21 protein-coding genes, 1 tRNA gene and 1 rRNA gene are annotated in these 21,680 nt (G+C 55.6%); 1 reads left to right on the forward strand and 22 read right to left on the reverse strand.

Translation table 11 applies throughout. The features are described from left to right. Positions 1 to 293: 293 nt before the first annotated feature. From GX466_04115 to GX466_04130, 4 genes are all read right to left on the reverse strand, one after another. Positions 294 to 1,028, reverse strand: a complete 735-nt coding sequence (locus tag GX466_04115; protein ID NLH93390.1) for a tRNA threonylcarbamoyladenosine dehydratase — start codon at positions 1,026 to 1,028, stop codon at positions 294 to 296. Continuing rightward, positions 1,021 to 1,782, reverse strand: a complete 762-nt coding sequence (locus tag GX466_04120) for a TatD family deoxyribonuclease (protein ID NLH93391.1) — start codon at positions 1,780 to 1,782, stop codon at positions 1,021 to 1,023. The genes GX466_04115 and GX466_04120 overlap by 8 nt, the downstream gene beginning before the upstream one ends. After that, the gene (locus GX466_04125) at positions 1,779 to 3,704 is read right to left on the reverse strand and encodes an ABC transporter ATP-binding protein (GenBank protein ID NLH93392.1); all 1,926 of its coding nucleotides are present in this window, start codon (positions 3,702 to 3,704) and stop codon (positions 1,779 to 1,781) included. The genes GX466_04120 and GX466_04125 overlap by 4 nt, the downstream gene beginning before the upstream one ends. Before the next feature lie 46 nt (positions 3,705 to 3,750). Then, positions 3,751 to 3,827 (reverse strand) — tRNA-Arg (locus GX466_04130). Positions 3,828 to 3,958: 131 nt separating this feature from the next. Here GX466_04130 and GX466_04135 point away from each other — a divergent pair. Then, complete coding sequence (locus GX466_04135) at positions 3,959 to 4,636, forward strand: metal-dependent hydrolase (GenBank protein ID NLH93393.1); 678 nt, start codon at positions 3,959 to 3,961, stop codon at positions 4,634 to 4,636. A 441-nt stretch (positions 4,637 to 5,077) separates the two neighbouring features. Here the strand turns inward: GX466_04135 and GX466_04140 are convergent, their stop codons facing one another. The 18 genes from GX466_04140 to rrf all read right to left on the reverse strand — a co-directional run. Beyond that, the gene (locus tag GX466_04140; protein NLH93394.1) at positions 5,078 to 5,359 is read right to left on the reverse strand and encodes a hypothetical protein; all 282 of its coding nucleotides are present in this window, start codon (positions 5,357 to 5,359) and stop codon (positions 5,078 to 5,080) included. Positions 5,360 to 5,372: 13 nt separating this feature from the next. Continuing rightward, on the reverse strand, positions 5,373 to 6,215 hold the full coding sequence (locus tag GX466_04145; GenBank protein NLH93395.1) for a hypothetical protein: 843 nt from the start codon (positions 6,213 to 6,215) through the stop codon (positions 5,373 to 5,375). Between the two features lie 18 nt (positions 6,216 to 6,233). Further along, positions 6,234 to 7,667: a hypothetical protein gene (locus tag GX466_04150; GenBank protein ID NLH93396.1), complete on the reverse strand. Its 1,434-nt coding sequence runs from the start codon at positions 7,665 to 7,667 to the stop codon at positions 6,234 to 6,236. Continuing rightward, positions 7,668 to 8,231, reverse strand: coding sequence for a signal peptidase II (lspA, locus tag GX466_04155; protein ID NLH93397.1), 564 nt, complete (start codon positions 8,229 to 8,231; stop codon positions 7,668 to 7,670). It lies immediately after the preceding gene. A gap of 3 nt (positions 8,232 to 8,234) precedes the next feature. Beyond that, entirely contained in the window at positions 8,235 to 8,636 is a 402-nt protein-coding gene (locus tag GX466_04160; GenBank protein ID NLH93398.1) for a hypothetical protein, read from the reverse strand. An 86-nt stretch (positions 8,637 to 8,722) separates the two neighbouring features. Next, positions 8,723 to 9,538 carry a purine-nucleoside phosphorylase gene (locus tag GX466_04165; GenBank protein ID NLH93399.1) on the reverse strand — a complete coding sequence of 272 codons (816 nt, stop codon included), beginning with the start codon at positions 9,536 to 9,538 and terminating at the stop codon, positions 8,723 to 8,725. Beyond that, positions 9,535 to 10,116, reverse strand: a complete 582-nt coding sequence (locus tag GX466_04170) for a DivIVA domain-containing protein (protein NLH93400.1) — start codon at positions 10,114 to 10,116, stop codon at positions 9,535 to 9,537. Before GX466_04170 ends, GX466_04165 begins: the two co-directional genes overlap by 4 nt. Positions 10,117 to 10,138: 22 nt before the next feature. After that, entirely contained in the window at positions 10,139 to 10,375 is a 237-nt protein-coding gene (locus tag GX466_04175; protein NLH93401.1) for a YggT family protein, read from the reverse strand. After that, entirely contained in the window at positions 10,372 to 10,935 is a 564-nt protein-coding gene (locus GX466_04180) for a thymidine kinase (protein NLH93402.1), read from the reverse strand. The genes GX466_04175 and GX466_04180 overlap by 4 nt, the downstream gene beginning before the upstream one ends. A gap of 74 nt (positions 10,936 to 11,009) precedes the next feature. After that, complete coding sequence (locus tag GX466_04185; protein ID NLH93403.1) at positions 11,010 to 11,747, reverse strand: RNA methyltransferase; 738 nt, start codon at positions 11,745 to 11,747, stop codon at positions 11,010 to 11,012. A 162-nt stretch (positions 11,748 to 11,909) separates the two neighbouring features. After that, a complete protein-coding gene (locus tag GX466_04190; GenBank protein NLH93404.1) occupies positions 11,910 to 13,622 on the reverse strand; it encodes a hypothetical protein in 1,713 nt (570 codons plus the stop codon). A 23-nt stretch (positions 13,623 to 13,645) separates the two neighbouring features. Next, complete coding sequence (buk, locus tag GX466_04195; protein ID NLH93405.1) at positions 13,646 to 14,725, reverse strand: butyrate kinase; 1,080 nt, start codon at positions 14,723 to 14,725, stop codon at positions 13,646 to 13,648. A gap of 473 nt (positions 14,726 to 15,198) precedes the next feature. Beyond that, complete coding sequence (locus GX466_04200) at positions 15,199 to 16,245, reverse strand: formylglycine-generating enzyme family protein (GenBank protein NLH93406.1); 1,047 nt, start codon at positions 16,243 to 16,245, stop codon at positions 15,199 to 15,201. A gap of 129 nt (positions 16,246 to 16,374) precedes the next feature. Next, on the reverse strand, positions 16,375 to 16,848 hold the full coding sequence (locus GX466_04205; protein NLH93407.1) for a hypothetical protein: 474 nt from the start codon (positions 16,846 to 16,848) through the stop codon (positions 16,375 to 16,377). A gap of 128 nt (positions 16,849 to 16,976) precedes the next feature. Then, entirely contained in the window at positions 16,977 to 17,978 is a 1,002-nt protein-coding gene (locus GX466_04210) for a DUF4384 domain-containing protein (protein ID NLH93408.1), read from the reverse strand. Next, positions 17,972 to 20,161: a hypothetical protein gene (locus tag GX466_04215; protein ID NLH93409.1), complete on the reverse strand. Its 2,190-nt coding sequence runs from the start codon at positions 20,159 to 20,161 to the stop codon at positions 17,972 to 17,974. Before GX466_04215 ends, GX466_04210 begins: the two co-directional genes overlap by 7 nt. Before the next feature lie 177 nt (positions 20,162 to 20,338). Further along, a complete protein-coding gene (locus GX466_04220) occupies positions 20,339 to 21,421 on the reverse strand; it encodes a formylglycine-generating enzyme family protein (protein ID NLH93410.1) in 1,083 nt (360 codons plus the stop codon). A 144-nt stretch (positions 21,422 to 21,565) separates the two neighbouring features. Then, positions 21,566 to 21,680: ribosomal RNA gene (gene rrf / locus GX466_04225) — 5S ribosomal RNA — on the reverse strand; the annotation flags it as partial.

Consider the following 21,680-nt stretch of genomic DNA (forward strand, 5'->3'; position numbering starts at 1 on the left):
CTACTATATTAGTATATATTATATCTATCTAGTATATATATCAATATGATAGCTATCATCCTTCCAGGTCCTGGAGGGGGAGGTTGAAAAGGGGCCGTGGAAAGGGAATTGATGAATTGATGGAATTGATGAAATGAAAATCTTATCTGCATACCCTACTTGTCTGGCTTCAGACAACAGAGGGGGTGCTTATTGCTTAACAATAGGCCTCAATCCCTTTAGCGTGAGGGAGTAAGGGTATGCTCCATATTTAACTCCCTACTTTTCATTTTGCTTAGTCATACGAAAGAGGCTCACCGGCAGGCGATCTGGCGAATCACCCAACTGGCTGCGACCATGCCCATGATGGCAGGCAGATAGCTGACGGAGCCGACCGTTTGGCGTTGGCGGCCGCGCTGGAGGATGATCTCGTCGGGGATGTCGGTGTCCTCATCCGGGCGCAGGGGGAGCTCGGAGGACCAGACGCAGGGGAAATCGGCCTTTATGCCTCTGCGTCCTAGATAGTTGCGCACCCGGCGGGCGAGGGGGCAGTTGTGGCTCTTTTTTATGGAGGTGAGCTGGACCTGGGCGGGGTCGAGCCGGTTTCCCGCGCCCATCACGGAGACGAACTCCAGTTCCCGGCGCACGGCGTATTCAAGCAGGCCGATCTTAGGGCCGAGGCTGTCGATGGCGTCGATGAAGGAATCGACTTCCGCCAGCAGTTCCACACGGTTATCGGCATCCAGAAATTCCTGGTGGCAGATGACTTTTGCCTCCGGGTTGATGGCCAGGATACGCCGTTGGGCCAAATCCACCTTGGCTTGTCCGATGGTTTCGCGCAGGGCGAAGAGCTGGCGGTTGAGGTTGGTTTCCCCCACTATATCAAAATCGATGAGGGTGAAACGCCCGATGCCGGCCCGGGCGAGGGCTTCCACGGCGTAGGAACCCACTCCGCCAAGACCGACAACGCAGACGCTCGCCCCTTTCAACCTGGCAATGGCTTCTTCGCCCAGGAGCAGCGCGCTGCGGCTGAGGACGGAATCAGCCATGTGAGTGCTCCATCAGAGCCGCAAGGCTCTCATCCTGCACCTTGACAAAGTCCTCCCGGGAAATGCCGGCCAGCCCGCAGGCACGCTCGACCACGTCCGAAAGCCTAAGCAGGGGGTTGGGCTCGTTTTCCTTCACGTAATGGCGGGTGATGTCGGTCTCCGCGAGGCAGTGCCGGTGGGTGACCATTTCGCACAGCAGGGCGTGTTTGTCCGGCCGCAGTATCCTTTCGCTAACGGTGAACCAGCTATCCAGCCGGGCCAGCAGCCTGAATCCTTCAAGGCTTCCGGCGTAGCCGTGCACCAGATAGCGCAGCTTAAACCCTCGCAGGATGTCGTAAGCCCGTTGTTGGTGTCCCACGATATGCAGCACCACGGGCAGGGCGTGGTCGGAAGCGAGTTCCAACTGTCGGGTGAGAATCTTCTCCTGTTCCGGCAGAGGGGGGCCGTTGCGGTCCAGGCCAATTTCCCCCACCGCCCAAATCCGGTTTTCGGAGCAGAGGGAGGCGATGTCTTCCAGGACAAGGTCGCAGCCTTCATAATTGGGATGGATACCGGCGCTGAAGCTGATTTCCGGGCGCGGATGGTCCAGATAATAGTGAATCTCCTCCCGGGTGAGGGCGGAGGACAGCCAGCGCGCTACGCCCTTGCGCGCGGCTTCTTCCAAAAGGGGTTCCAGGGGCATCAGCAGGCTAAGGTTGGCCAGGTGGCAATGGCCGTCAACAAGGGTCTGGGTCGGAAAGGTTTGCGGGCTCATTCCTGATATTGGGCGGCGTAGAGTTTCTGATAACGGGGGCAGGAGCGCAAAAGCTCCTCGTGGCTGCCCTGGCCGACTATCCGGCCTTGTTCGAGAACCACGATCCTATCAGCCTGGAGCACCGTGGAGAGGCGGTGGGCGATCATAATCACGGTGCGGTTTTGGGTGGCGGCGTCAATTGCCTGCCGCACAAGCTGTTCGCTTTCGGTGTCGAGGGCGCTGGTGGCTTCGTCGAGGATCAGGATGGGGGGATCGCCAACGATGGCGCGGGCGATGCAGAGGCGCTGTTTCTGGCCGCCGGAGAGGTTGGCGCCCTTGGTTTGCAGCACCTCGTCGTACTGGCGGGGAAACTGGAGGATGAAATCTTCCGCGTGGGCGATCCTGGCCGCGGCGCGAATCCGCTCGTCGCCAAGCTCCTCCAGTGAACCGAAGGCGATGTTTTCCCGGATGGAGCGGGTGAAGAGGACGCTGTCCTGAGTTACCACCCCGAAGAGGCGGCGGAGGTCGGCCAGCCTGATTTGGCGGATGTCCGTTCCGTCCAGGAGGATGGCGCCGGAGCTGACGTCGTACATGCGGTTGAAGAGATTGGCCAAAGTGGTCTTGCCGCCGCCGCTGGCGCCCACGATGGCGACCTTTTCGCCTTTGCTGATGATCAGGCTAACGTCGCTGAGCACGGGGCGGTCTTCGCTATAGGCAAAGCTCACGCGGTCAAACTCTATATGGCTCGTAAAACTTTCCTTGGCAAAGGCCTCCGGGGCGTCCTTTATCTCCGTTTCGCTATCCAGAACATGGAAAACGCGGTTGAGCGAGACCAGGGCTTTTTTCACGTCGGAATAGAGTTGGGTAAGGTTTTTCATGGGGTGAAGCAGGGAAAAGATGGCGAAGAGGAAGGCGGTGAAATCGCCCAGGGTAAAGCCGGAACCGGGGGCCAGGATCATCTTGCCGCCCAGGATGATGACGATGACGGCGGTGAACACGGTGTTCAGCTCCGAAAGCGGCACGCTGAGCGAGGAATAGTATTGGGCGCGCTTCCAGAAACGCACGTAGGCGGAATTGACCCGGCTGAAGGCGCGGTGTTCACTTTCTTCTCGGCGAAAGGCTTTCACGACCTTCATGCTGTTCAAAGCCTCCTCCACCGCGGAAAACATGGTGGAAAGGTGGGCCTGGATGCGCTGGGAGTTCCTTTTGACCTGTTTGCCCAGCCAGCCCACGAAGAGGGTGAAAAAGGGCACCACCAAAAGCCCGTAGAGGAAAAGCCGGGGACTGAGCAGCAGGGCCACGCGCGTGAAAACCAGGATGGTGAAGATATCCAGGATGCCTTCCAGCAAGGATTTGATGAAGCTTTCGCTCACGATTTCCGCGTCGTTCACCATGCGCACCATGGCGTCGCCGATCCGGCTTTGGTTGAAGAATTCCAGGGATTGGCCCATGTAGCGGGAAAACATGGCCTCACGCAGGTCGCGGAGGGTGTTTCCGCGCAGCTTGATAAACAGCACCCGCTGGAGGTAGAAAAAGACGTTTTTGAGCAGGATAACGGCCACCACGAAGAGGCAGAGTGCGTAAAGCAGAACCAGGGGTTCCGTGTCCAGCATCACTTTTTGCAGCTCTTCCCAAAGCGGAGCCAGGCCTTTCAGGCCCCTCAGGGAGATAAGGCCGCCGGCACCGGCCCAGAAAGAGCCCCAGGCTGAACCGACCGCCCCCAGGAAGCCGCCGAGATCGGTGTAAACCGGGTTTCCGCCCCCGGGCCTGAAAACATAATCGAACAAAGGAATAACCAGGGTGACGCTGACACCGCTGAAGATGGCGTAGAGCAGCGTCGCCAGCATCCCGGATACCAACAGGGGCCAGTATCGGAACATGATGGCGTAAATCTGGCGCAGGTTTGGCCAGGCCCTGGTTTTGCTCGGTGTCGCTTTGTCCATAGTCAGGCCATAAAAAAAAGCCAGCGAATGCTGGCAAGAAAAAAGATGGCACGCCCTGAGGGATTCGAACCCCCAACCTTCTGATCCGTAGTCAGATGCTCTATCCAATTGAGCCAAGGGCGCAGAATAGAACAAACATTCGCGGGCTTGGGTTTCTGTCAAGAACAATATCCGGCGGTGGGAAACGGAATATTTTGCTTGACTTCAGGACGTGGATTTGGAATAATTGCAAAAACCGTTCATGGAGGCCCAAGATGAAAATGAGATTTTTAGGACACGGCACCTTCGATTTTGTCAGCGAAGCCGGACACAAAGTGCTTATCGACCCCTTTCTGGACAATAATCCGCAGGCTGCGCTCAAATCCGATGCGGTTAGCCCGGATTTCATCATCCTCACCCACGCCCACGAAGACCACTTCGGCGACGCCATCAAAATCGGCAAGCGCTGCGACCCGCTCTTCATCTGCATGGTGGAACTGGCGAAATACCTTGCCGAAGAAGGATTTAAAACCCACCAGATCCAAATCGGCGGCAGCCACCCCTTTCCCTTTGGCCGCGTGAAACTGACCCCGGCCTGGCACAGCAGCACGACCCCGGACGGACGTTATGGCGGGCAAGCGGCTGGAGTCCTGCTCTGGATCGACGGCAAATGCGTGTATCACCCCGGCGATACCGGGCTCTTTTACGATATGAAGCTGATCGGCGAAATGAACCGGGTGGACTACTTCCTGGTGCCCATCGGCGACAACTTCACGATGGGGCCGGAAGACGCCCTGAAAGCGGTGGAATTCGTCAACCCCGGGATGGTAATCCCCATGCACTACAATACCTGGCCCGTGATAAACGCGGACCCGGAGGACTTCACCGCCAAAGTGCAGGCCATGGGTTATAAATGCCAGATCCTCAAACCCGGCGAAGAACTCCAGACCTGATTGACAGGATGTGATACAAGGTTCCTTTTCAAGCCGGTGTCCTGGCGTACAGCGAACACAGTGAGCATGGACGGCAGGATATTGTAGAAATCACACGTTGCTGTCGTCGATGCTCGTCCCTCGCTCGACGCCAGCGTTTAGCCTTGCGATGCCCTTTGGCCGTTAAGGCCTTTTCCTATATCCCAGAAACGCCTCCCGCATAATGCCTGCATTTGATGCGGGTATCTGGCGGGAGGTATGGGAGGGCGATGAAGGCAGGCGCTAAGGGTGCGACTGGCGGTAGGTCATTATGGGCAAATAGCTTACGACTCTCCTTATTAAGGCTCCCTTTCAAACCGGGTGGTTATTCCGAAGGGCGGCAGAATGATAGCCTAAAAAGATAATAAGGCCCAACCGCTCCGGAGGGCGGCTGAGCCGTAATAGTCAAGCTCTGGCTGTGGTTCAGAAGAAGAAAAGCTTCACGAAAACCGCGATCAGCAGGGCGGAATTGATTGCCGCCCAGATGTAGAAGTGGTTTTTGAAGGTTCTGATTTCCTCACGGTTCAGTTGGGTCTTCTTTTCCATTCTCACGATCAGGTTTTCGATGGTAGCCAGTTTTTCTTCCGTTTCGTTGATCTTTTTGATGTTTATGTCGTGGTTCAGGTCCCGCTTGAAGTGTCTCACAACTTCCCAAGCCATGGGAATGAAAGCGGGGAGCAGTTTTTTCAGGATCGATCCGGACATGGAAGGCTCCTTATCAGAATTTGTAGCCAAGGTTGCCGTAAAGGGTTCCCGGCAGCACGGCATGGTTGGTGTAGGCGAGGTCAAGCTCGATTCCCTTGACGTTCAAGCCAATGCCGGCGTTCCAGGTGGCGGGGTTGGAGTGCACGCCGAAACGGACAGCCAGAGGCTCGAACGGCCGCACTTCCACTCCGCCCATGAATTCGGTTTCCTTGGCGAAATCTTTCTTCACTTCAAGAGTGGTGATAACGTTTTCATAGGGAATGTAGGAAATCCCCAAGGCCAGTTTGCTGGGCAGGGGATGCTGGTTCGCGTCGCCCATCACAGCCTGGTTGAGGTTGCACACGCTGAAGCCCAGCTTGGTGCGTCCATGCAGAAAGGCGGTAGCACCGAAATCGACCCCGATGGCGCCGTCGGAATCTTCCTCGATGAATTGCAGGCGATGGTAGTTCACGCTGTAGCCCACGCTGATCTGGGAATGGATGTCACTCTGCAGGTCAAAGGCGTGGCCGGCGGTCCAGACCTGTTCACTCATCAGGGTTTCCTCTTCGAAAGCGACATCGAAGAGGCGGGCGCCGAAAGCCAGGGTGCCCAGTTTCTTGGGCAGCTTCACGCCCAAAGCGGCTGTCTTGTATTCCGAAAAGGCATTGCCGTAGAGGCGGCTGAAGCCAACCTGGGCTTCCAGCTTCACGTTCGTGAGGCCGGCGGGATTGAAATAGAGAGAGTTCACGTCGTCCGCCACACCGGTGTAAGCTCCACCCATGCCACGGGCCCGGGCCGAGGGAATGTAGTCATCGAATACAGCCAGCAGCAAAGCCGTCTGGATCAGAATGAGGGCAATGAATATCAGTTTTTTCATAAATCTTTCTCCCGGAGCTTATTTAAGGATAGATTTGATCACCAGCGGCTGCACCGTTGTTTCCTTGTGGCCGGTGCTGCGTTCGATCACTTCCAGATGGCAATAGTAAACGCCGATGGGGAGGCGGTTCCTCATCTGGTCGCGGCCGTCCCACTTAAAGCTTTCAATGCCGAGGGCGTTGCTGATGTTGGTGTTTACGGGAGTGTAAACCAAGCGTCCCTGCGCGTCGTAGATGCGCACGATCGCCTTGACATTGATGCCCGCGGCGGAGGTCTTGCAGCCATATTCGATGGTGAGTTCCTCGTTCAGTTCGGGGTTGAAGATGTTGCGGGAGTTTTTGGGATTGGTCACGTTCAGCCAGGCGATGCTGGAGCGGATGGGGACCAGCAGTTTGCCGCTGTTTATGGATTGGATGGGGGTATTGTCATAGGCAAAGGAAACCAGTTGGATAAAGGATTCGCCGTAACTGGAGGGCGTGAGGTCGAGCTTGAAGAGCGTCTGGTCGTCGGCGCCGGAGGTGATGGGTTCCTGAGACTGGTAGAGCACGTAGAGCGAATCGCCGGCATCCGAAATCCAGTATTCTGGCTCGAAAGCCGTCATGGTTTCGTCAACCTTCAAACCGTTGAACCGAACTTTGTCAGGGTCGAGCCGGATATAGGCGCTGTATGAGGAAACGCCCCATTCTGGCTTGATGCGGGAGCTGATGATGTTCACGTCCACGGGGGTGTCGATCTCGGCGTTGGTGGTCTGGACGCGCACGGTGGCGTTGGAAACGTCGTCGATCTGCACAAGGTCGGTCATTTCGCGGGGATTTATGCCGTAACTGCTGAAGGAATAATCCACCACGCCCTGGATGCGGGCCCAGTTTTGCCCCACGTTCATCTGTGACCAGGAAAAACCGCTCCGGGGAAAGCACTGGTCGTCGATCTGGCAGGCGCCGCTGCCGTCATTGACGTTGAATTCGCCATAGTTGTTTGGGGTGGAGGTCACATTCACGTTTTCCACCTTCACGAACACGCTTTCCCACTGCTCGGCAGACGAGCCGCTGAGGCTGCCGGTGGTAATCAGGGTCGGCAGGGGCAGGGGATTGCCCTGGCTGATCACCTGAAACCCTGTGGTTGGCGACATTTCGGTGAAGTCGTAATACTCGGTGATGGTGCCTGTCACCTGGACCTTGTCTCCGCGCTGGGGGGAATATTGGTTCGTAAAGATCAAAAGTCCGCTCCAGGGGCCGCCCTCAGGGTCCGAGATCATAAAGCCCCTGTTGTTGGTGTTGGTACCGGTGTAAAAAATCTCGGCCACCACAATGCCTTCCACCGTCACCACGCTGCCCGCGTAGGGAGAGGCGCCGCTGGGGTTGGTGGTGTATTGAACGTCATAGCAGCTTAGCACCTCCGCGAACATCAGTCCGGTTAAGGCCAGCGCCATCACGCAAAGCAAAACGTATCTCATCTATTGCTCCTTGTCTGGTAGATTTATCTCAGGATCGGGAAGCGTCTCCGGCTGAGGTGCCTTCTTCCCGCTAATAAAGATTATGTCCACGATCAGCAGACACATGGCAATGAAAATCGCGCTGTCGGCGACGTTGAAAACCGGAAAGCGCTCCATGCCCCTGATCACGTTCGGGATGTCGAAACTGATAAAATCGGTGACCGCGCCGAGGATCGGCCGGTCGATGAGGTTGTTTCCGACCGCCCCACCCAGCACCAGGCCGAAAGCGACCACCTGGACCTTGTTGGTGGCACGGCTTAACAGCCAGAGGATGAAGATCACCGCCAGCACCGAGGTGCCGATGAAAAAAGCCTTGTTCCAAAGCGGATTGGGCAGCGACAGGCTGAACGCCGCCCCCGTGTTTTCCAGATGGCATATCTGCAAAAAATCGCCCCACAACTTTTCCCCCACCGTGATCCATCTGCCCTTCGGAATGTATTTCCGCACAAGCATCTTGCTCACCTGGTCCAATAGGATCACGGCGGCCATGATGATGAAGGCAGGGTATCTTTTCGGCCGTTCCATGCTCTATCTTTTCTGCCGCCGCTTCTTGTCTTCCATTTTTTCCATGCAGTCGATGCAGAATTTGGCGTAGGGGATGATTTCCAGCCGGCTTTCCTTGATGTTTTCGCCACACATTTCGCAAATCCCAAAAAAACCCTCGTAGATTTTGCGCAGGGCGTCGTTAAGCAGGCGGATCTTTTCGCGCTCCTTTTCCATCATCATCACGTTCTGTTCCATCAGGTTCGTGTCCGAGGCCTGGTCCGCCTGATGATAGGCATAGGAAGAGAGGTCGCCGCTGCTCTCGCGGGCGCCAATGCTCTGGTGTTTGGTTACGTCTTCAATGTAGGCAACGCTTTCTTTAAGTTCCTTCTGAATGAGCTCTTCAAATTTCTTCAGTTTCTTTTCTGACATTGGTTTAGCGGCCATCTGTCACTCCTGTGAACCTTGCATTTTCGTTAGTTTACCCTCATATCTGACCCTGCCCCAGGTGTCAATGAAAATATCCAGCGCCGTCATTTCAGGCCAGTTACGAATTCTGTGATGATGCTGATGAGCCATGCGGAGGCTTTGTCCGCGTTGGCGCGGATTTCTTCCTGGGAATGGGCCTGGTCGTGCAGCAGATTGCTGTAGTTGGTCACGACGGAAAAGGCCAGCACCTTCATTCCGGCGTGCCGGGCCGCGATCACTTCCGGAACGGTGGACATGCCCACCAGATCCGCTCCCCAACTGGCGAAAGCCGCGCATTCCGCCCTGGTTTCCAGGCTGGGGCCGGTCACAGCGATGTAAACCCCTTCGCGCATGGGGATTCCGGCGCGGGCGGCGATGGCGGCACAGGCTTCCCTGTATTCTGGATCGTAAGGATGGTTGAGGCTGGGAAAGCGTTCGCCCAGGCTTTCGTCATTTTCTCCGATAAGGGGGTTGCCGCCCATGAAGTTGATGTGGTCCTTCAGCATTACGATCGAGCCGGGGCTGAGTTCTTCCCGCAGGCTGCCGGAGGCGTTGGTGACGATCAGGGTTTCGATTCCCAGGCAGGCCAGCACCCGCGTGGGAAAGACCACTGTGGAAAGCGAATGGCCTTCGTAATGATGGAAACGGCCTTGCAGATAGAGCACTTTTTGTCCGCCGAGTTCGCCCAGGATCAGGTTTCCCTTGTGCGAAGGGGCGGTGCTGCTGGCGAATCCGGGTATTTCGGCATAGGGAATCTGAACCAGGATTCTTCCCTTTTCGGCGATGCCGTTCAGCCCGGTGCCCAGGATCATGGCCACTTTCGGGACCTCTGGAAGGCGCTGCCTCAGCCATTCAGCGGTTTGCCGGTATGCCGCGCTCATGATAACTGGTTATCCTCAACCGGCGCTTTGGCGTTGGGCGCGATTTCTTCCTTGATCTGCTTGAAATCCGAATCCAGAATGTGTTCCGGCGGCTTGCTGAGCAGCGGGTCCTTGTCTATGCGATCCTGAAAGGTTTTGAGCTCGCTCCTGAACTGCATCAGGAACTGGCGTTTCTGTTCCTTGAGCTGGATGTATTGCTGTTCCAGCATGCCCAGATACTGCTTCGCTTCCTGGATGGCGCGCTTGGCCCTGAGTTCGGCCTCGTGGATGATGTTTTCGGCTTCCTTGCGGGCGTTGGAGATGATGTCAGCTTTGGTTTTCTCTGCGAAGACCAGAGTGCGGCTGATCAGCTCTTCGCGCCGTTTCAGCTCTTCAACCGCGTTTCCGGCCTGGACGGCTTCCTGCCTCACCTCAAGCTGAGCCAGTTCGCGGCGCCGCAATTCCTTTTCCTGCCGGTTCTGGTATTCCTCCACTTCCGCGGCCAGTTCCTCCAGGTATTCCTTAACTTCTTTCTTGCTATAGCCGAACAGGGAGCTCGAAAACTCCTGATGGCGTATGTCTGTGGGAAACAATGACATGAATCCTCCCAGGATTGAAATTCTATTTTATGATGCCGATCAGGATGACAGCCACCACCGGCGAAAGGTCCACTCTCATGCGGGGCAGCACCTTGCGGATGGGAGACAGAACAGGTTCCGTGATCTTCACCAGCCACCTGTAGATGCCGCTGCTCTGGTCTTGCATGAACCAGCTCATCAGGGCGCGGATGATGATCAAAAGCGAGTAGAGGTCAAGCAGAGCCGCGATCACGCCAGCGAAACCGGAGGCGATTCTCATTCCAGCACCTCGTGGCAGTTGCGACAGCGCGCTTCGTAAGCCTCGGTGCTGCCTACCAGTATCTGTTCCCCTTTTTGCACCGTGCGTTGGGTGCGGTTTGCCGGATTGCCGCATTTAACGCAGATGGCCAGGACTTTGGTCACGTATTCCGCCACCGCCATAAGCTGCGGCATGCTGCCGAAGGGCTGGCCTTTGTAATCCTGGTCCAGTCCAGCCACGATCACCCGGTAACCCTTGTCCGCCAGATCATTGCAAACATCCACGATAGATTCGTCGAAAAACTGGGCTTCGTCGATGGCCACAATCTTTATCTCTTCCTTCAGATACTGGTGAATTTCCTCCGGCTGGCTGATCGGCACGGAGGGCGCCTGCATCTGGGAATGGGAAACGATGTTGGTGGCGTCATAGCGGTTGTCTATGGTGGGTTTGAACACCAATATGCCCTGCCGCGCGTATTCGGCCCGGCGGATGCGGCGGATCAGTTCCTCCGTTTTTCCGCTGAACATGCTTCCGCAGATAACTTCGATCCAGCCGGTCTTCTGATTAATGATGTTCACCATGACTCCTTAAATACATAAATTGACGAAGATGTCAGTAATGCCGGAGCCGGGTTTTTGTCAATCTCTAAAGTGTCTCAGGTTCCGAAAAGATGGTGCGCTATGATTCCCGCGGACACCGCCACGTTCAGCGACTCCATCCACTCTCCCATCTCGATGCGCAAGGTCCTGTCCGCCAAAGCCCTGAGCTCTTCTGAGAGGCCGTGTGCCTCGGAACCGAGCGCGATCATGGTCGCCCTGTCGGCATTGGGGATAAAAGAACGCAAAGCCTCGCCGGAAGAAGCGTCGGTGAGCACCAGTTCCGCTTGGATAGAACGCAGTTGCTCCGCGTCCAGGATTTGGAACGGAACTTTGAACACGCTGCCTAGGGAGGCCCTGACCACTTTTGGCGAGGACACTTCTACGCAATCTGGCGACAGCAGCAAAGCGTCTATCCCGAAAGCGACGCAGAGCCTGAAGATGGTGCCCAGGTTACCCGGGTCCTTAATTCCGTCGAGGTAAAAGGCCAGCTTGAATTCAATCTTACGCTCCCGCGGCAGGTCAAAGAGCGCCGCCACGTCCTGCGGATGCTCGCTGTCACAGATCTTGCCAAGTTCCCAGTCACGCAGCACAAATCTCGGAACGTCTGTCCAGACGGGGCTGGAATCCGCCAGACAATACTGCTCCAGCGGCTTGATGCCCCAATCCCATAACTGCCTGAGCGTGCGCAGCCCCTCCACCACCACTTTGCCCTCGCTCAGGCGCTGTTTCTTTTGCTGCAATTTGCTCAGTTCCCGAATTCTGTTTTTACTGATTTCCGGCGCTGTCGTATTCAAATCTCCAATCTCCTCATTCTCATTTAGCTACGCACTTATCCACAAAAGGAGTGGATTATCCACATTTTCTATCTTATTGTCAGGCAACCTGTTATCAAGCTGCCGCCGTCCGTCCACAAAGTTATCCACAGTTTATCCACAAAGCGCGCAAGACGGCATTTTTTATAGGATTGCGAGTTTCACGAGACATGACCTTTTACCAATTTTTAAGCTGAGGATGAAGATTCCTCTGCCCAGTTTGCGGAAATCAGGTTCCGCCGAGAGCAGCCAGATTCCTTCTCCGGGTTCCGTTTGCTCGAAACTCCGGCTCAAAACCTTTTGTCCGCGTGAGTTGAAAAGCTTCAGCTCCACCGTTCCGGTGCTCCCCTCCGGCAGATACCACTTCGCGGAGGCCAGAGACCTGTTCCGCACGGGGTTTGGCGCCACCAGCAGTTCCAGGCCTGGTTCCTCGTAATCATAAGCCACATACAGTGAATCGGATATAGCGCCCCAAGGATTCACGGCTTCGATCTCCAGCCAGCCCGGACCGCTGACCGGAACATAGACGAAGAAGGTTTTTTGCCCGAACTCCGGTTCAGCGAAGATTGCTTGGCTGCCTTCCACCCAGGGTCGGGGCTTCACAATATACCAAAGCGAATCAGGGTAGTCCGGCTGTTTCAGCTCCAGCCGCAGGTTGGATAGCACCATGCCCTGGCTCACCAGCTCCGGAGAGGGCGGTTTTCCGTGTGGCCCAAAAACCCGGTGCAAGATTTGGAACCAGCGGTACCGGGCGAATTCCAGCTTGGCATAGCGGCGCCACAAACCGTCGTAATACTGCTGGGTGCGCGGAAACCAGATCGCGGCAGAACCTACATCGTGAAGGATGTTGAGGCTGCCGGAAGCCACCACACAGGCTTTCCATTTATCCTTCAGCGGGGCCAAACCTGGCTCCAATAAATCGTCCCAGGCCTCGTCCATCCTGAAAAGCAGTTCGCCCACATCGATGTCGTTGTAGCCGGTTCCCATTTCCCAGCATTTGGCCCGGATTGGCAGCATGGATGTCGGCCAGTAATGGGATTTGCTCAGGAAGAAATCCCGGAAGCCGCTGAAAAAGACGCCAAGAGAGGAGGTCCTGACCGCCGAACAGGTGATGGGATTGGTGAAGCCATACGGGTTTTGGATTCCGCCCGGGAGGTAGGATTCCAGATATTCTTCGACTATCTGGCCGGCGATTTCTTCCACCCCTCCGTCCGCGAACAGAGGAACAATAGTCTGATAGGGAAATCCAGCCGCCGGCACCAGTTCTTCGGAAGCGATCACAATGTCTGCCGCTTGCCCCACCTCCGCCAATACCTCCAAACTCTGCATGCTGCAGGCGTCGAAGAGTAGGATATCCAGACGCGGAAGGCCGCTCAGGGCTTCTTTCAGTTCCCCATCAGACACGCTGATAAGCGATTGGGCACCCTCATCAGGGCAAATCCATTTTCCCTCGCCGGCTTTGAACCAGTTGTCCCCGTGCCCCCAAATCACCAGCATCCTGCGCTGGGAGGGATACTTCTGAAAACCCCAGTTGGCAAAGCTGGCCAGGGTTTGAGGGTCGCCGCTGTCGATGGTGCCGAGGCTTTCCAGCAGCGGAGAGGTGATGCTCGGCGAATTGTCCGGACGGATCTTTCTGCGCTGGCCACCAGGATAGCCTGAATCCGCGGGCATGTCTGTCTGAACGATCAGATTGAGGTTCGCCGGCAGGGACACTGATTCCATCGAATTGACATCTGCCACTGCGTTTTGCCAGAGGTTGTTGTCCGCAGCCATATAGACCAGCACGGTCCAGTCCGCGGCGCTGAGGGGAAACAGCAAAACGGACCACAGTGCCAGCAGCAGCAGCAAGCGTTTCACAGTTCCACCCCGCGTCCTTTCACTCAATAATTGTAATCCATTGCCTCTTCCAGACCGTTCAGAACCCTCAAACCGCCCTGGCAGAGGGCTTCCATCTCCCGTTCGCCGGGATAGAGCTTGATCGGCGCGATGAATTCAACCCGGGAGCGTATCTGCTGCACTATGTATTCGTTATAGACCAGTCCGCCGCTAAAGAAAATGGCGTCCACCTTGCCTTTCAGCACGGTCGCGCAGGCCCCCACTTCCTTGGCCACCTGGTAGCACATGGCGTCCGTGATCAGTTTCGCTTTGGCGTCACCGGCCTGGATGCGTTCGTTCACCTCGATGCCGCTGTCCGTGCCCAGATAGGCCATCCAGCCCGCGGTCTTGGTAAGGTATTTGATCAGTTGGGAATGCGTGTATTTGCCGCTGTAAGCCAGTTCCAGCAAATCGCCGATGGGCAGGGCGCCAGCCCGCTGAGGAGAAAAAGGCCCCATGCCAAGCAGGGCGTTGTTCACGTCAGCAACACGGCCGTTTTTGATCGCCGCGATGGAAATCCCGCCGCCCATGTGCACGCCGATAAGGTTCACCTCATCCAGTTTTTTGCCCAGTTCCGCCGCCATCAAACGCGCGATGTAGCGAATGTTGAGGGCGTGCAGCAGGGATTTGCGCTCGATTTCCGGAATGCCGGAAACGCGCGCCAGATCGTCAAATTCGTCCACCACAACCGGGTCCACGATGAAACCGGGTATGTCCAATTCCTGGGAGATGGCGTCGGCAATGAAAGCGCCCAGCGCCGAAGCGTGGGTGCGGCCCCAGAGTGAAGGGTCGCGCAGGTCCCTTTTCATCGCGTCGTTGATCTTGAAAGTTCCGCCCGGAACGGGTTTCACCAGTCCGCCACGGCCCACCACGGCCGCCAGGTCATGCGGATCAATCTGGTTTTCCTGCATCGCCTCCAGCACCAGTTTCTTGCGAAACTCATACTGGTCGATTATGTTGGGATAGGGCTCAAGCTCAGCCGGATCGTGGCGCAGCGTTTTCTCAAAGACCGGCCTGTCGCCGTCATAAACAGCGATTTTCGTGGATGTGGAGCCGGGATTGATGGCAAGGATTAGCTGGGACATTTATCCTCCTGTCCTCTGTTTTTTGTTTTCTTGCAAGCTCTGGCATCAGCCTCCTTTTGTCAATCTTTTCCTTTACCCTCCTGGCTAAAAACCTTAGTGTTACCCCCTAGGTTCGAAAGAGAGCCTCAAAATATGTATTGCTGCAGAAACCCGATAGGCCGTTTGCCCCTTCCAATTCACACCCCATTCACTTCCCGCTGACTTCCCGCCTTCCAAACGGGAACTCAGCGGGAGGCAAAAAGGAGGCACACCAGAAAGGGTAAACGGCCTGTCAAAGGATTTACCGGGAACTGAAGCCTGCCAGAAACTCTCTACTTTACTATGATGCAGAGGCTAACGATGTTTATAATTACGGTCTTTCGTCTTTTATTCTAGCTTGAGCTAAGCCAATGCTATCTTAGCCAATAAGCATCCGTTTATTTGTAAACAGCAGGTTGTGGAAAATCCAAAGAACAAAGACAAAGCATCAAGCATTAGTAAAAGACAGCTCTGACTACACGAAAGCCGTGGTTGAAGCTCCTGAAGTCGGGATCGCTGCCATTGCGATTGGAAATCCTGCAGTAGCTGTCTTTGAAGTACCAGGAACCTCCTCGGAGCGAACGGTACGAACCCAAGCCCGCCCCGCGCGGGTCGAGGTCTGGGCTCAAGGTGTAGTAAGCAGAATCGTACCAGTTCCAGCACCATTCCCAGACGTTGCCACTCATATCATATATTCCAAGTTCATTGGCAGCTTTGGTCCCTACTTCGTGGGTTTTATTGCCTGAATTGCCATCGTACCAAGCCACTGAGCTAATGATACTTGATCCGGAATACTTATATCCCTTTCTCTTGACTCCACCCAAAGCGGCGTATTCCCATTCAGCCTCCGTAGGCAATCTGTATCCGTTTGCATTCCAGTCGCAGGTGATGGAATTTCCACTGCCGCTGTAGCAAGGCCTGAGCCCTTCCTTCAAACTTCGTTTGTTACAATAGTCTACTGCATCATACCAGCTTATCTGTTCCACCGGTAGCTTGTCGTCCTTCCAATATGATGGATTGGAACCCATCACCTCCTTCCATTCCTTCTGGGTGACTTCGTATTTGCCAATCCAGAAAGATGAAACCCTCACCTGATGTGCAGGCTTTTCGTCGCTGTCTCCATCGTTGGAACCCATCTGGAAGCTGCCGCCCTCTACGAATACCATGTTTTTCGGAAATGTGATTGCCGAGAGCTTGAATTGCCAGCCCTCGGGCTCCTGGCCTTCCAAAACTGGCTCCCAGAATAGCTGCAGGCCTTTGCCAGCGGCGCAGGATGATGTAATCCCTTGCCCAGTCAAGTAGAGAGGGTTGTCCAGTTCTATACCCGCTTTATAGGGCACAGTCTTTATAGTGTACAGTTCATCAGTCTTGCCGCTGAGGTCGAAAGTGACTTTGTAATACCTTAGCACGGGGTCCTGCTCAACACGCACATTACTGATTTGCTGGGCGTAAAGAAAGCCGCAGGCGAGCATCAAAGCCAGCCAGGTTAAAGCTATTTTCATCTTATCCAAGATCTATTCATGCCGCGTCAATCCGCAGTTTCCATCCTAACCAGGCAAGGATTAATCCGGGTAAGCCTCCCCGCCAAAACGGCAGTTGACATCATCCCGGCCAAGCAGAAGCCGCGCTTGCTATTCCGCGAATTCCGCTTCCAGCTCCTTAAAGGCCTGTGAAGCCTTGAACTGATTGTAGAGGGCTTCCTCGTTGCGGATGTTTTCGATCAGATTGCGGCTGATCTCCACTTTGGGCACCTTCATCTGCGCGTAGGTGGTGAAGCGGGTTTCACCTTTTTCCACGGTCTTGCGGGTTATCATTTCCCCCGCAAGCACACCGCTGAAGGTGGCGTTGGAAACTACTTTCACTACATTCTGGGTGAGCGCGAGCACCTGCGGGTCTTTCACGCCGGCTTCCTCTTCGTAGTTCTTCAGCATGGCCTTGACCTCGGTTTCCACGAAGCGGGCGGATTCGGCCAGGGCGTTGGTCTTGGCGGCGTCCATGGACGAGGTCTGGCTGGCTTTTGTGGCCATGCCATAAGAGCAGACGTTATTGGCGTCATCCTGGGTGTTCCACCACTTGGGATAGCCCACTTCCTGCTCTCCGGTCATGTTGCTGCTACAGGCTGCCAAAACCAGCAGCAGGGAGCCGATAACAAGGGTCCATTTGACTGTTCTCATCTTATCCTCCATTGTTTGCCGGAGCCTTCAGTCAAAGGCTCCGGCGGATTATCCGGGGTTTATTTGAAAATATGTAGTTGGGCGAGCTTTTCCACTCTTTTGGAGGGATCGCTCCTGCCCAGCCAGGTTTGAAACTGGATGAAACTGTCTTCACCGCCGCTGAGGGCGTGATCTGTAGGGCTTAGGTTGCTGCAAAAATCCTCCCACCCTGCGATCGGTTCCGCGGCAAAGACAAAGTACAAGGTTTCGATGCTGTGTTCCCGCCCGGGCAAGACCACCGCGGCCAGTTGCTGGGTCCAGGGCTCGCCAGCCTCGATTTTGTTGTTCGGATAGAGCCGGGTAGGGAAAGTCAGGGTCACGCTCTGGTCGGGCAGAAAGTCAAATATGTAGAGGTAACCGTCGCTGTTTGCGGTGGCGCTCACTAAAAAGCGGTCCCCATCCCGCAGCAGGGTGTTGCTAAGGCTCACCTTCAGGTCGTAGGCGGAATTGTAAACCCGGGGCAGACGGGTCACTTCGGCTTGGTAACGGATGTGATAGCTAAGGCTGTGGGTGGCTTTGTCGAAGACAGGATAAGCCTCCAGCACTTCTTCCGCTTGAAAACGTCCAGCCGAGGTGCTGAGCATGAAAATGCTTTTGGCAGTTTGTTCGTCGAATTCGTAATTGCGCTCCACGTACATGTCGGTGAGCAGGGTGTTGATGGTTACGTCCGCAGGCAAAGCCCTTTGCAGAGCCACTTCGCGAGCGAAGGACAGGGTCTGTTCCCGAGCCTGCTGGAGCGAAAACGTGTCATTGAAAACCCTGAAGGTATCCACCTCCACGCTCACTTTGCCGCCTGCCGCGGCTTCGATCCTCACTGTTTCGGAACCGGTCTGTCCGCTTCCGGTTCGAGGCTGGTTTGTCGGTGGTTTCTGCTTCCCTCCCATTTCCGCGAAAGCGCTTTCCGCCCGGTTGGATGAGGCCGCGGCGTCGGAAGCTGGTTTCGCCTTGTTGCTGGCGCAGCCAGTCAAGACCAGCAGCAGGGCGGCCAGCCCCAAAGCCAGGTCGAGACGGGATCTCACCATTGCACCAGCACCCTGTCCGGATCTCCGCTCTGCAACTGGGGATCCTGTTCGCGGCCCATCCTGCGAGCCTTGGAGCCCACGTTTTCTCCCAGATAGGAGTTAAGTTCCGCCTGGGTGATCTTTTTGTCGCCGTTGGCATCCGCATCTCCGCGCAGGCCTTTCATGAGGTAATAAGAAAAGAGGCCGTGCTGCATATCCAGATAAGAACTGGCGATCTGGCTTCCCGAAGCGGCGGAGAAGACGCTCACGTTGGCCGCCACGGAGGGAAGTTCGGGGCTGATAAAGACTGGTTTGGCGCCAGCCAGAAGGATCTCGTTGGCACGGGTGCCGCCGCTGAAGCAGCTGTCCAGGAAGATAGTCACCTGCCTGGCCTTGAGGCTGCCAAGGTTGGTGTAAAGTTGCTGCAGGGGATAGCCGGTGTTGGCAGGGAAATTGGGGTTGCCGTCATGGGGGAGCAGGAAAGCCTCACTGCCGGCGACATCCGGGGCTCCGTGGCCGCTGTAATAGATGAAAATCTCGCTGTCCTTTTTATTGGCGTTCTTTTCCAGCCAGCCTCTGGGATTGAAAACAGCCTGGAATTCGCCCAGGGTGGCTTCGTCATCGGTTTTTACGTAGATGTTCTCAGCGGGGATGCCCAGCGTATTTTGAAAGTATTCGCGCATGAATTCCGCGTCTCGCCTGGCAAACTCCACCTGCTGAACGTTGCGGTAGTTCTGGATGCCGATGATCACGCCCCAGCGGTTTTTCTGGGGCTTTCCATACTGCGGGATGTCCTGGTCCACATCCACCGCCAGCGCCGGAGCTGTACCTATGGGCTGATTGCTCTCCCGGCCCCGAACCACCATCTGGTCAGCGGTGCGCTCTACCCGGTTAAAAGCCAGGTTAAGGGGTTGGGCCAGTTTGCTGAACTGGGTCCGGCTTTCCTTGAGGTCCAGACTCAGGTCCAGTTTGATTGCGGTTTTGGCGGTAATGATATCGAAGACCACATCCCGGTAATCGCCGGGCTCCATGTTGCCCAAATCAAAGGTTCTGTCTGTGCTTTCCCCGTAAAGGAAGACTCCCTCGCCTGTAACGATCTGGGCAGTAACGTTTCGGGCTGTGCCTCTTCCGCGGTTGTGAACCCGGGCACGCACCTCCACCGGTTCGGCGGTCTCTATCCTGCCATTCTTGTTGTAGTCGTCAATGCCGATATCCGCGATATAGAGGTCCGGCGGCTGTAGGGCGCGGGTAGAAAATCTCAAGACTTTATCCTCCGGTGGAAAACCGTTTTGTTCGCTGAAGCGGATGTTCAATTCCGCCTGTGCGTCCCTAAGTTCCATCCCAGCTATGAGCCGCAGGTCCTTGCTTACCTGCTCGCCAGGCTTGATCTCGCCAAAATAGACGCTGTTGGGGTAGCTGATCCCAGACGCGGTGCCCAGGTCAAACCTGGCCTCCACCATATAGGCACTGCCTTTGCCGCTGTTTTTTACCGTTATGCCCACCAGGGCGGTCTCCTCCGCGTCCAGCATGTCGTTGCCGCCGGGCTCACTGAAGCTGACCACCGCCGACAGCATCGGCGGGATCAAGGCTTCCGTGGTGATTGGACCCGCCAGGGCTGGGGCTTTGTCGGTGGATGAAAAAGTACCGCCCGGTCCGGCCAGCTGCGCCTCCAGATAGCTCCACCGCAGGTTTTCATCCAGTTGCCGGGTTACCCTCAGTTCGTAACGCGAAAAGTCTTTCTTGACCTCAGGGCCTTTGGCCAAAGGCACCACAATGTCGAAAGAGCGCTCCGGGATGCTGACCCGGAACTTTTGGGAATCCGCGTCATAGGCCCCCAGCGTGCCTTTCAGAACCACCGTCTCGCGTGACTTGGCCAGCAACTCCTGGAGATTCCTGCGTAGCGCGGCGCTCCTGGTTTCATGCGCAGCGCGCAGGTCCTGGATTTTCTTGGCGTATTCAGCTTGGATGGCCTTAATCTGGTTGCCCAGATCCTTTTTGCGCTGCTCGAATTGGGCGGTGGTCTCAAACTCTCCTTTCACTGGGTTCCGCAGTGAGGCCAGTTTTTGGTCCCGCTCCGCTTCCAATTGGCCGGATTCGAAGGGAACCGCCAGCCAGTTTTTGATGGCCAGGGCTTCCTCGCGCAGACCTGCGGTAAGGCTGCAAGCCAACAGCAACATCACAAATACAAAGATTTCTCGTCTCATTCTGACCTCAAAATTGGGGTACGAATATTCGTTTCAGCACCACCATTTCTTGTCAAGGACAAAATCCTCTGTTGACCATGAACATCAATGCAAGCTTTAATTTCATATCTATGGGTATTATATTCTCGACTGCGCCGAAGCACAAAAAAAGAAAAAGACCAAAAGATAGAGGTAAAATCAGTTAGCCCTGACTACCCGAAAGCCGTCGACGCTGCCGTTGCGCCAGGAGCCGGGATTGAAGCTGTCGCGAAGTGCAACCCGGCAGTAGTTGCCGAGGTTGCCCCAGGAACCGCCACGCAGGACGCGGGATGAGCCCGAGCCTGTCCCTTTCGGGTCGGAGCCCGCGCTCTTGGCATAGTAACCGCTGTCATACCAGTCCCAGCACCATTCCCAAACGTTACCGCTCATATCGTGCAGCCCCAGTTCGTTGGCGGCCTTGGTCCCTACTTCGTGTGTTTTATTACTGGAATTGCCATCATACCAAGCCACGGAGCCGATGTCGTTGGAACCGGAATACTTATAGCCTTTGCCCTTGACTCCGCCCCGGGCCGCGAATTCCCATTCCGCCTCCGTGGGCAATCTGTATCCGTTTGCATTCCAGTCGCAGGTGATGGAATTTCCACTGCCGCTGTAGCAAGGCCTGAGCCCTTCCTTCAAACTTCGTTTGTTGCAATAATCAACCGCGTCAAACCAGTTCACCTGTTCCACTGGCAACTGGTCGCCCTTCCAGTTGGAGGGATTGGAACCCATCACCTCTTTCCATTCCTTCTGGGTGACTTCGTATTTGCCAATCAAGAAAGAAGAAACCCTCACCTGATGCACCGGCTTTTCGTCGCTGTCTCCGTCATCGGAACCCATCTGGAAGCTGCCGCCCTCTACGAATACCATGTTTTTCGGAAATGCGATTGCCGAGAGCCTGAATTGCCAGCCCTCGGGCTCCTGACCTTCCAAAACTGGCTCCCAGAAAACCTGCAGGCCCTTGCCAGCAGTGCTGAGTTCTGAAATCCCCTTTCCACTAAGAAAGCGTGGGTCAATCAGTTCCTTACCAGCTTTATAGGGCACGGCTTTGACAAAGTACAGGTAATCCGTCTGACCGCTGAGATCAAAAGTGACCTTGTAATACCTCAGCGACGGGTCCTGCTCCACGCGCACGTTGCTGATCTGTTGTGCCGACAGCGAAGCCAGTCCCAAGGCAAATATTAACGCTATAATAGTTTGCTTCATGTTACCCTTTTTCAACATTTTGTAGCTGTATGTCATGCTTTCTATCGGTGGTATTTTTGTCAATGGATTTTAAGCTGGCGTCGAGCGAGGCACAAGCAACGTCGGCAGCACAACCTACTGTTGTTCATGCTCGCAAACTCGCGGGACTCCAATTATCCCTACAAAGTAAAAAGGCGTCAGCGATGGCGGCGACCTACTCTTCCACACAGTTGCCCGTGCAGTACCATCGGCGCGAGCGGGCTTAACTGCTGTGTTCGGGATGGGAACAGGTGTGGCCCCGCTGCTATGACCACCA

This window comes from Candidatus Cloacimonadota bacterium (assembly GCA_012516855.1).
GTDB lineage: Bacteria > Cloacimonadota > Cloacimonadia > Cloacimonadales > Cloacimonadaceae > Syntrophosphaera.

Bases quoted from the DNA above. Each gene is read 5' to 3' on its own strand.
- GX466_04140 (NLH93394.1), bottom strand. From the start codon at position 5,359: ATGTCCGGATCGATCCTGAAAAAACTGCTCCCCGCTTTCATTCCCATG.
- GX466_04160 (NLH93398.1), bottom strand. From the start codon at position 8,636: ATGGCCGCTAAACCAATGTCAGAAAAGAAACTGAAGAAATTTGAAGAG.
- GX466_04135 (NLH93393.1), top strand. From the start codon at position 3,959: ATGAAAATGAGATTTTTAGGACACGGCACCTTCGATTTTGTCAGCGAA.
- GX466_04165 (NLH93399.1), bottom strand. From the start codon at position 9,538: ATGAGCGCGGCATACCGGCAAACCGCTGAATGGCTGAGGCAGCGCCTT.
- GX466_04210 (NLH93408.1), bottom strand. From the start codon at position 17,978: ATGGTGAGATCCCGTCTCGACCTGGCTTTGGGGCTGGCCGCCCTGCTG.
- GX466_04150 (NLH93396.1), bottom strand. From the start codon at position 7,667: ATGAGATACGTTTTGCTTTGCGTGATGGCGCTGGCCTTAACCGGACTG.
- GX466_04220 (NLH93410.1), bottom strand. From the start codon at position 21,421: ATGACATACAGCTACAAAATGTTGAAAAAGGGTAACATGAAGCAAACT.
- GX466_04180 (NLH93402.1), bottom strand. From the start codon at position 10,935: ATGGTGAACATCATTAATCAGAAGACCGGCTGGATCGAAGTTATCTGC.
- GX466_04145 (NLH93395.1), bottom strand. From the start codon at position 6,215: ATGAAAAAACTGATATTCATTGCCCTCATTCTGATCCAGACGGCTTTG.
- GX466_04200 (NLH93406.1), bottom strand. From the start codon at position 16,245: ATGAAAATAGCTTTAACCTGGCTGGCTTTGATGCTCGCCTGCGGCTTT.
- GX466_04120 (NLH93391.1), bottom strand. From the start codon at position 1,782: ATGAGCCCGCAAACCTTTCCGACCCAGACCCTTGTTGACGGCCATTGC.
- GX466_04170 (NLH93400.1), bottom strand. From the start codon at position 10,116: ATGTCATTGTTTCCCACAGACATACGCCATCAGGAGTTTTCGAGCTCC.
- GX466_04175 (NLH93401.1), bottom strand. From the start codon at position 10,375: ATGAGAATCGCCTCCGGTTTCGCTGGCGTGATCGCGGCTCTGCTTGAC.
- GX466_04125 (NLH93392.1), bottom strand. From the start codon at position 3,704: ATGGACAAAGCGACACCGAGCAAAACCAGGGCCTGGCCAAACCTGCGC.
- GX466_04205 (NLH93407.1), bottom strand. From the start codon at position 16,848: ATGACCGGAGAGCAGGAAGTGGGCTATCCCAAGTGGTGGAACACCCAG.
- lspA (NLH93397.1), bottom strand. From the start codon at position 8,231: ATGGAACGGCCGAAAAGATACCCTGCCTTCATCATCATGGCCGCCGTG.
- GX466_04215 (NLH93409.1), bottom strand. From the start codon at position 20,161: ATGAGACGAGAAATCTTTGTATTTGTGATGTTGCTGTTGGCTTGCAGC.
- GX466_04115 (NLH93390.1), bottom strand. From the start codon at position 1,028: ATGGCTGATTCCGTCCTCAGCCGCAGCGCGCTGCTCCTGGGCGAAGAA.
- buk (NLH93405.1), bottom strand. From the start codon at position 14,725: ATGTCCCAGCTAATCCTTGCCATCAATCCCGGCTCCACATCCACGAAA.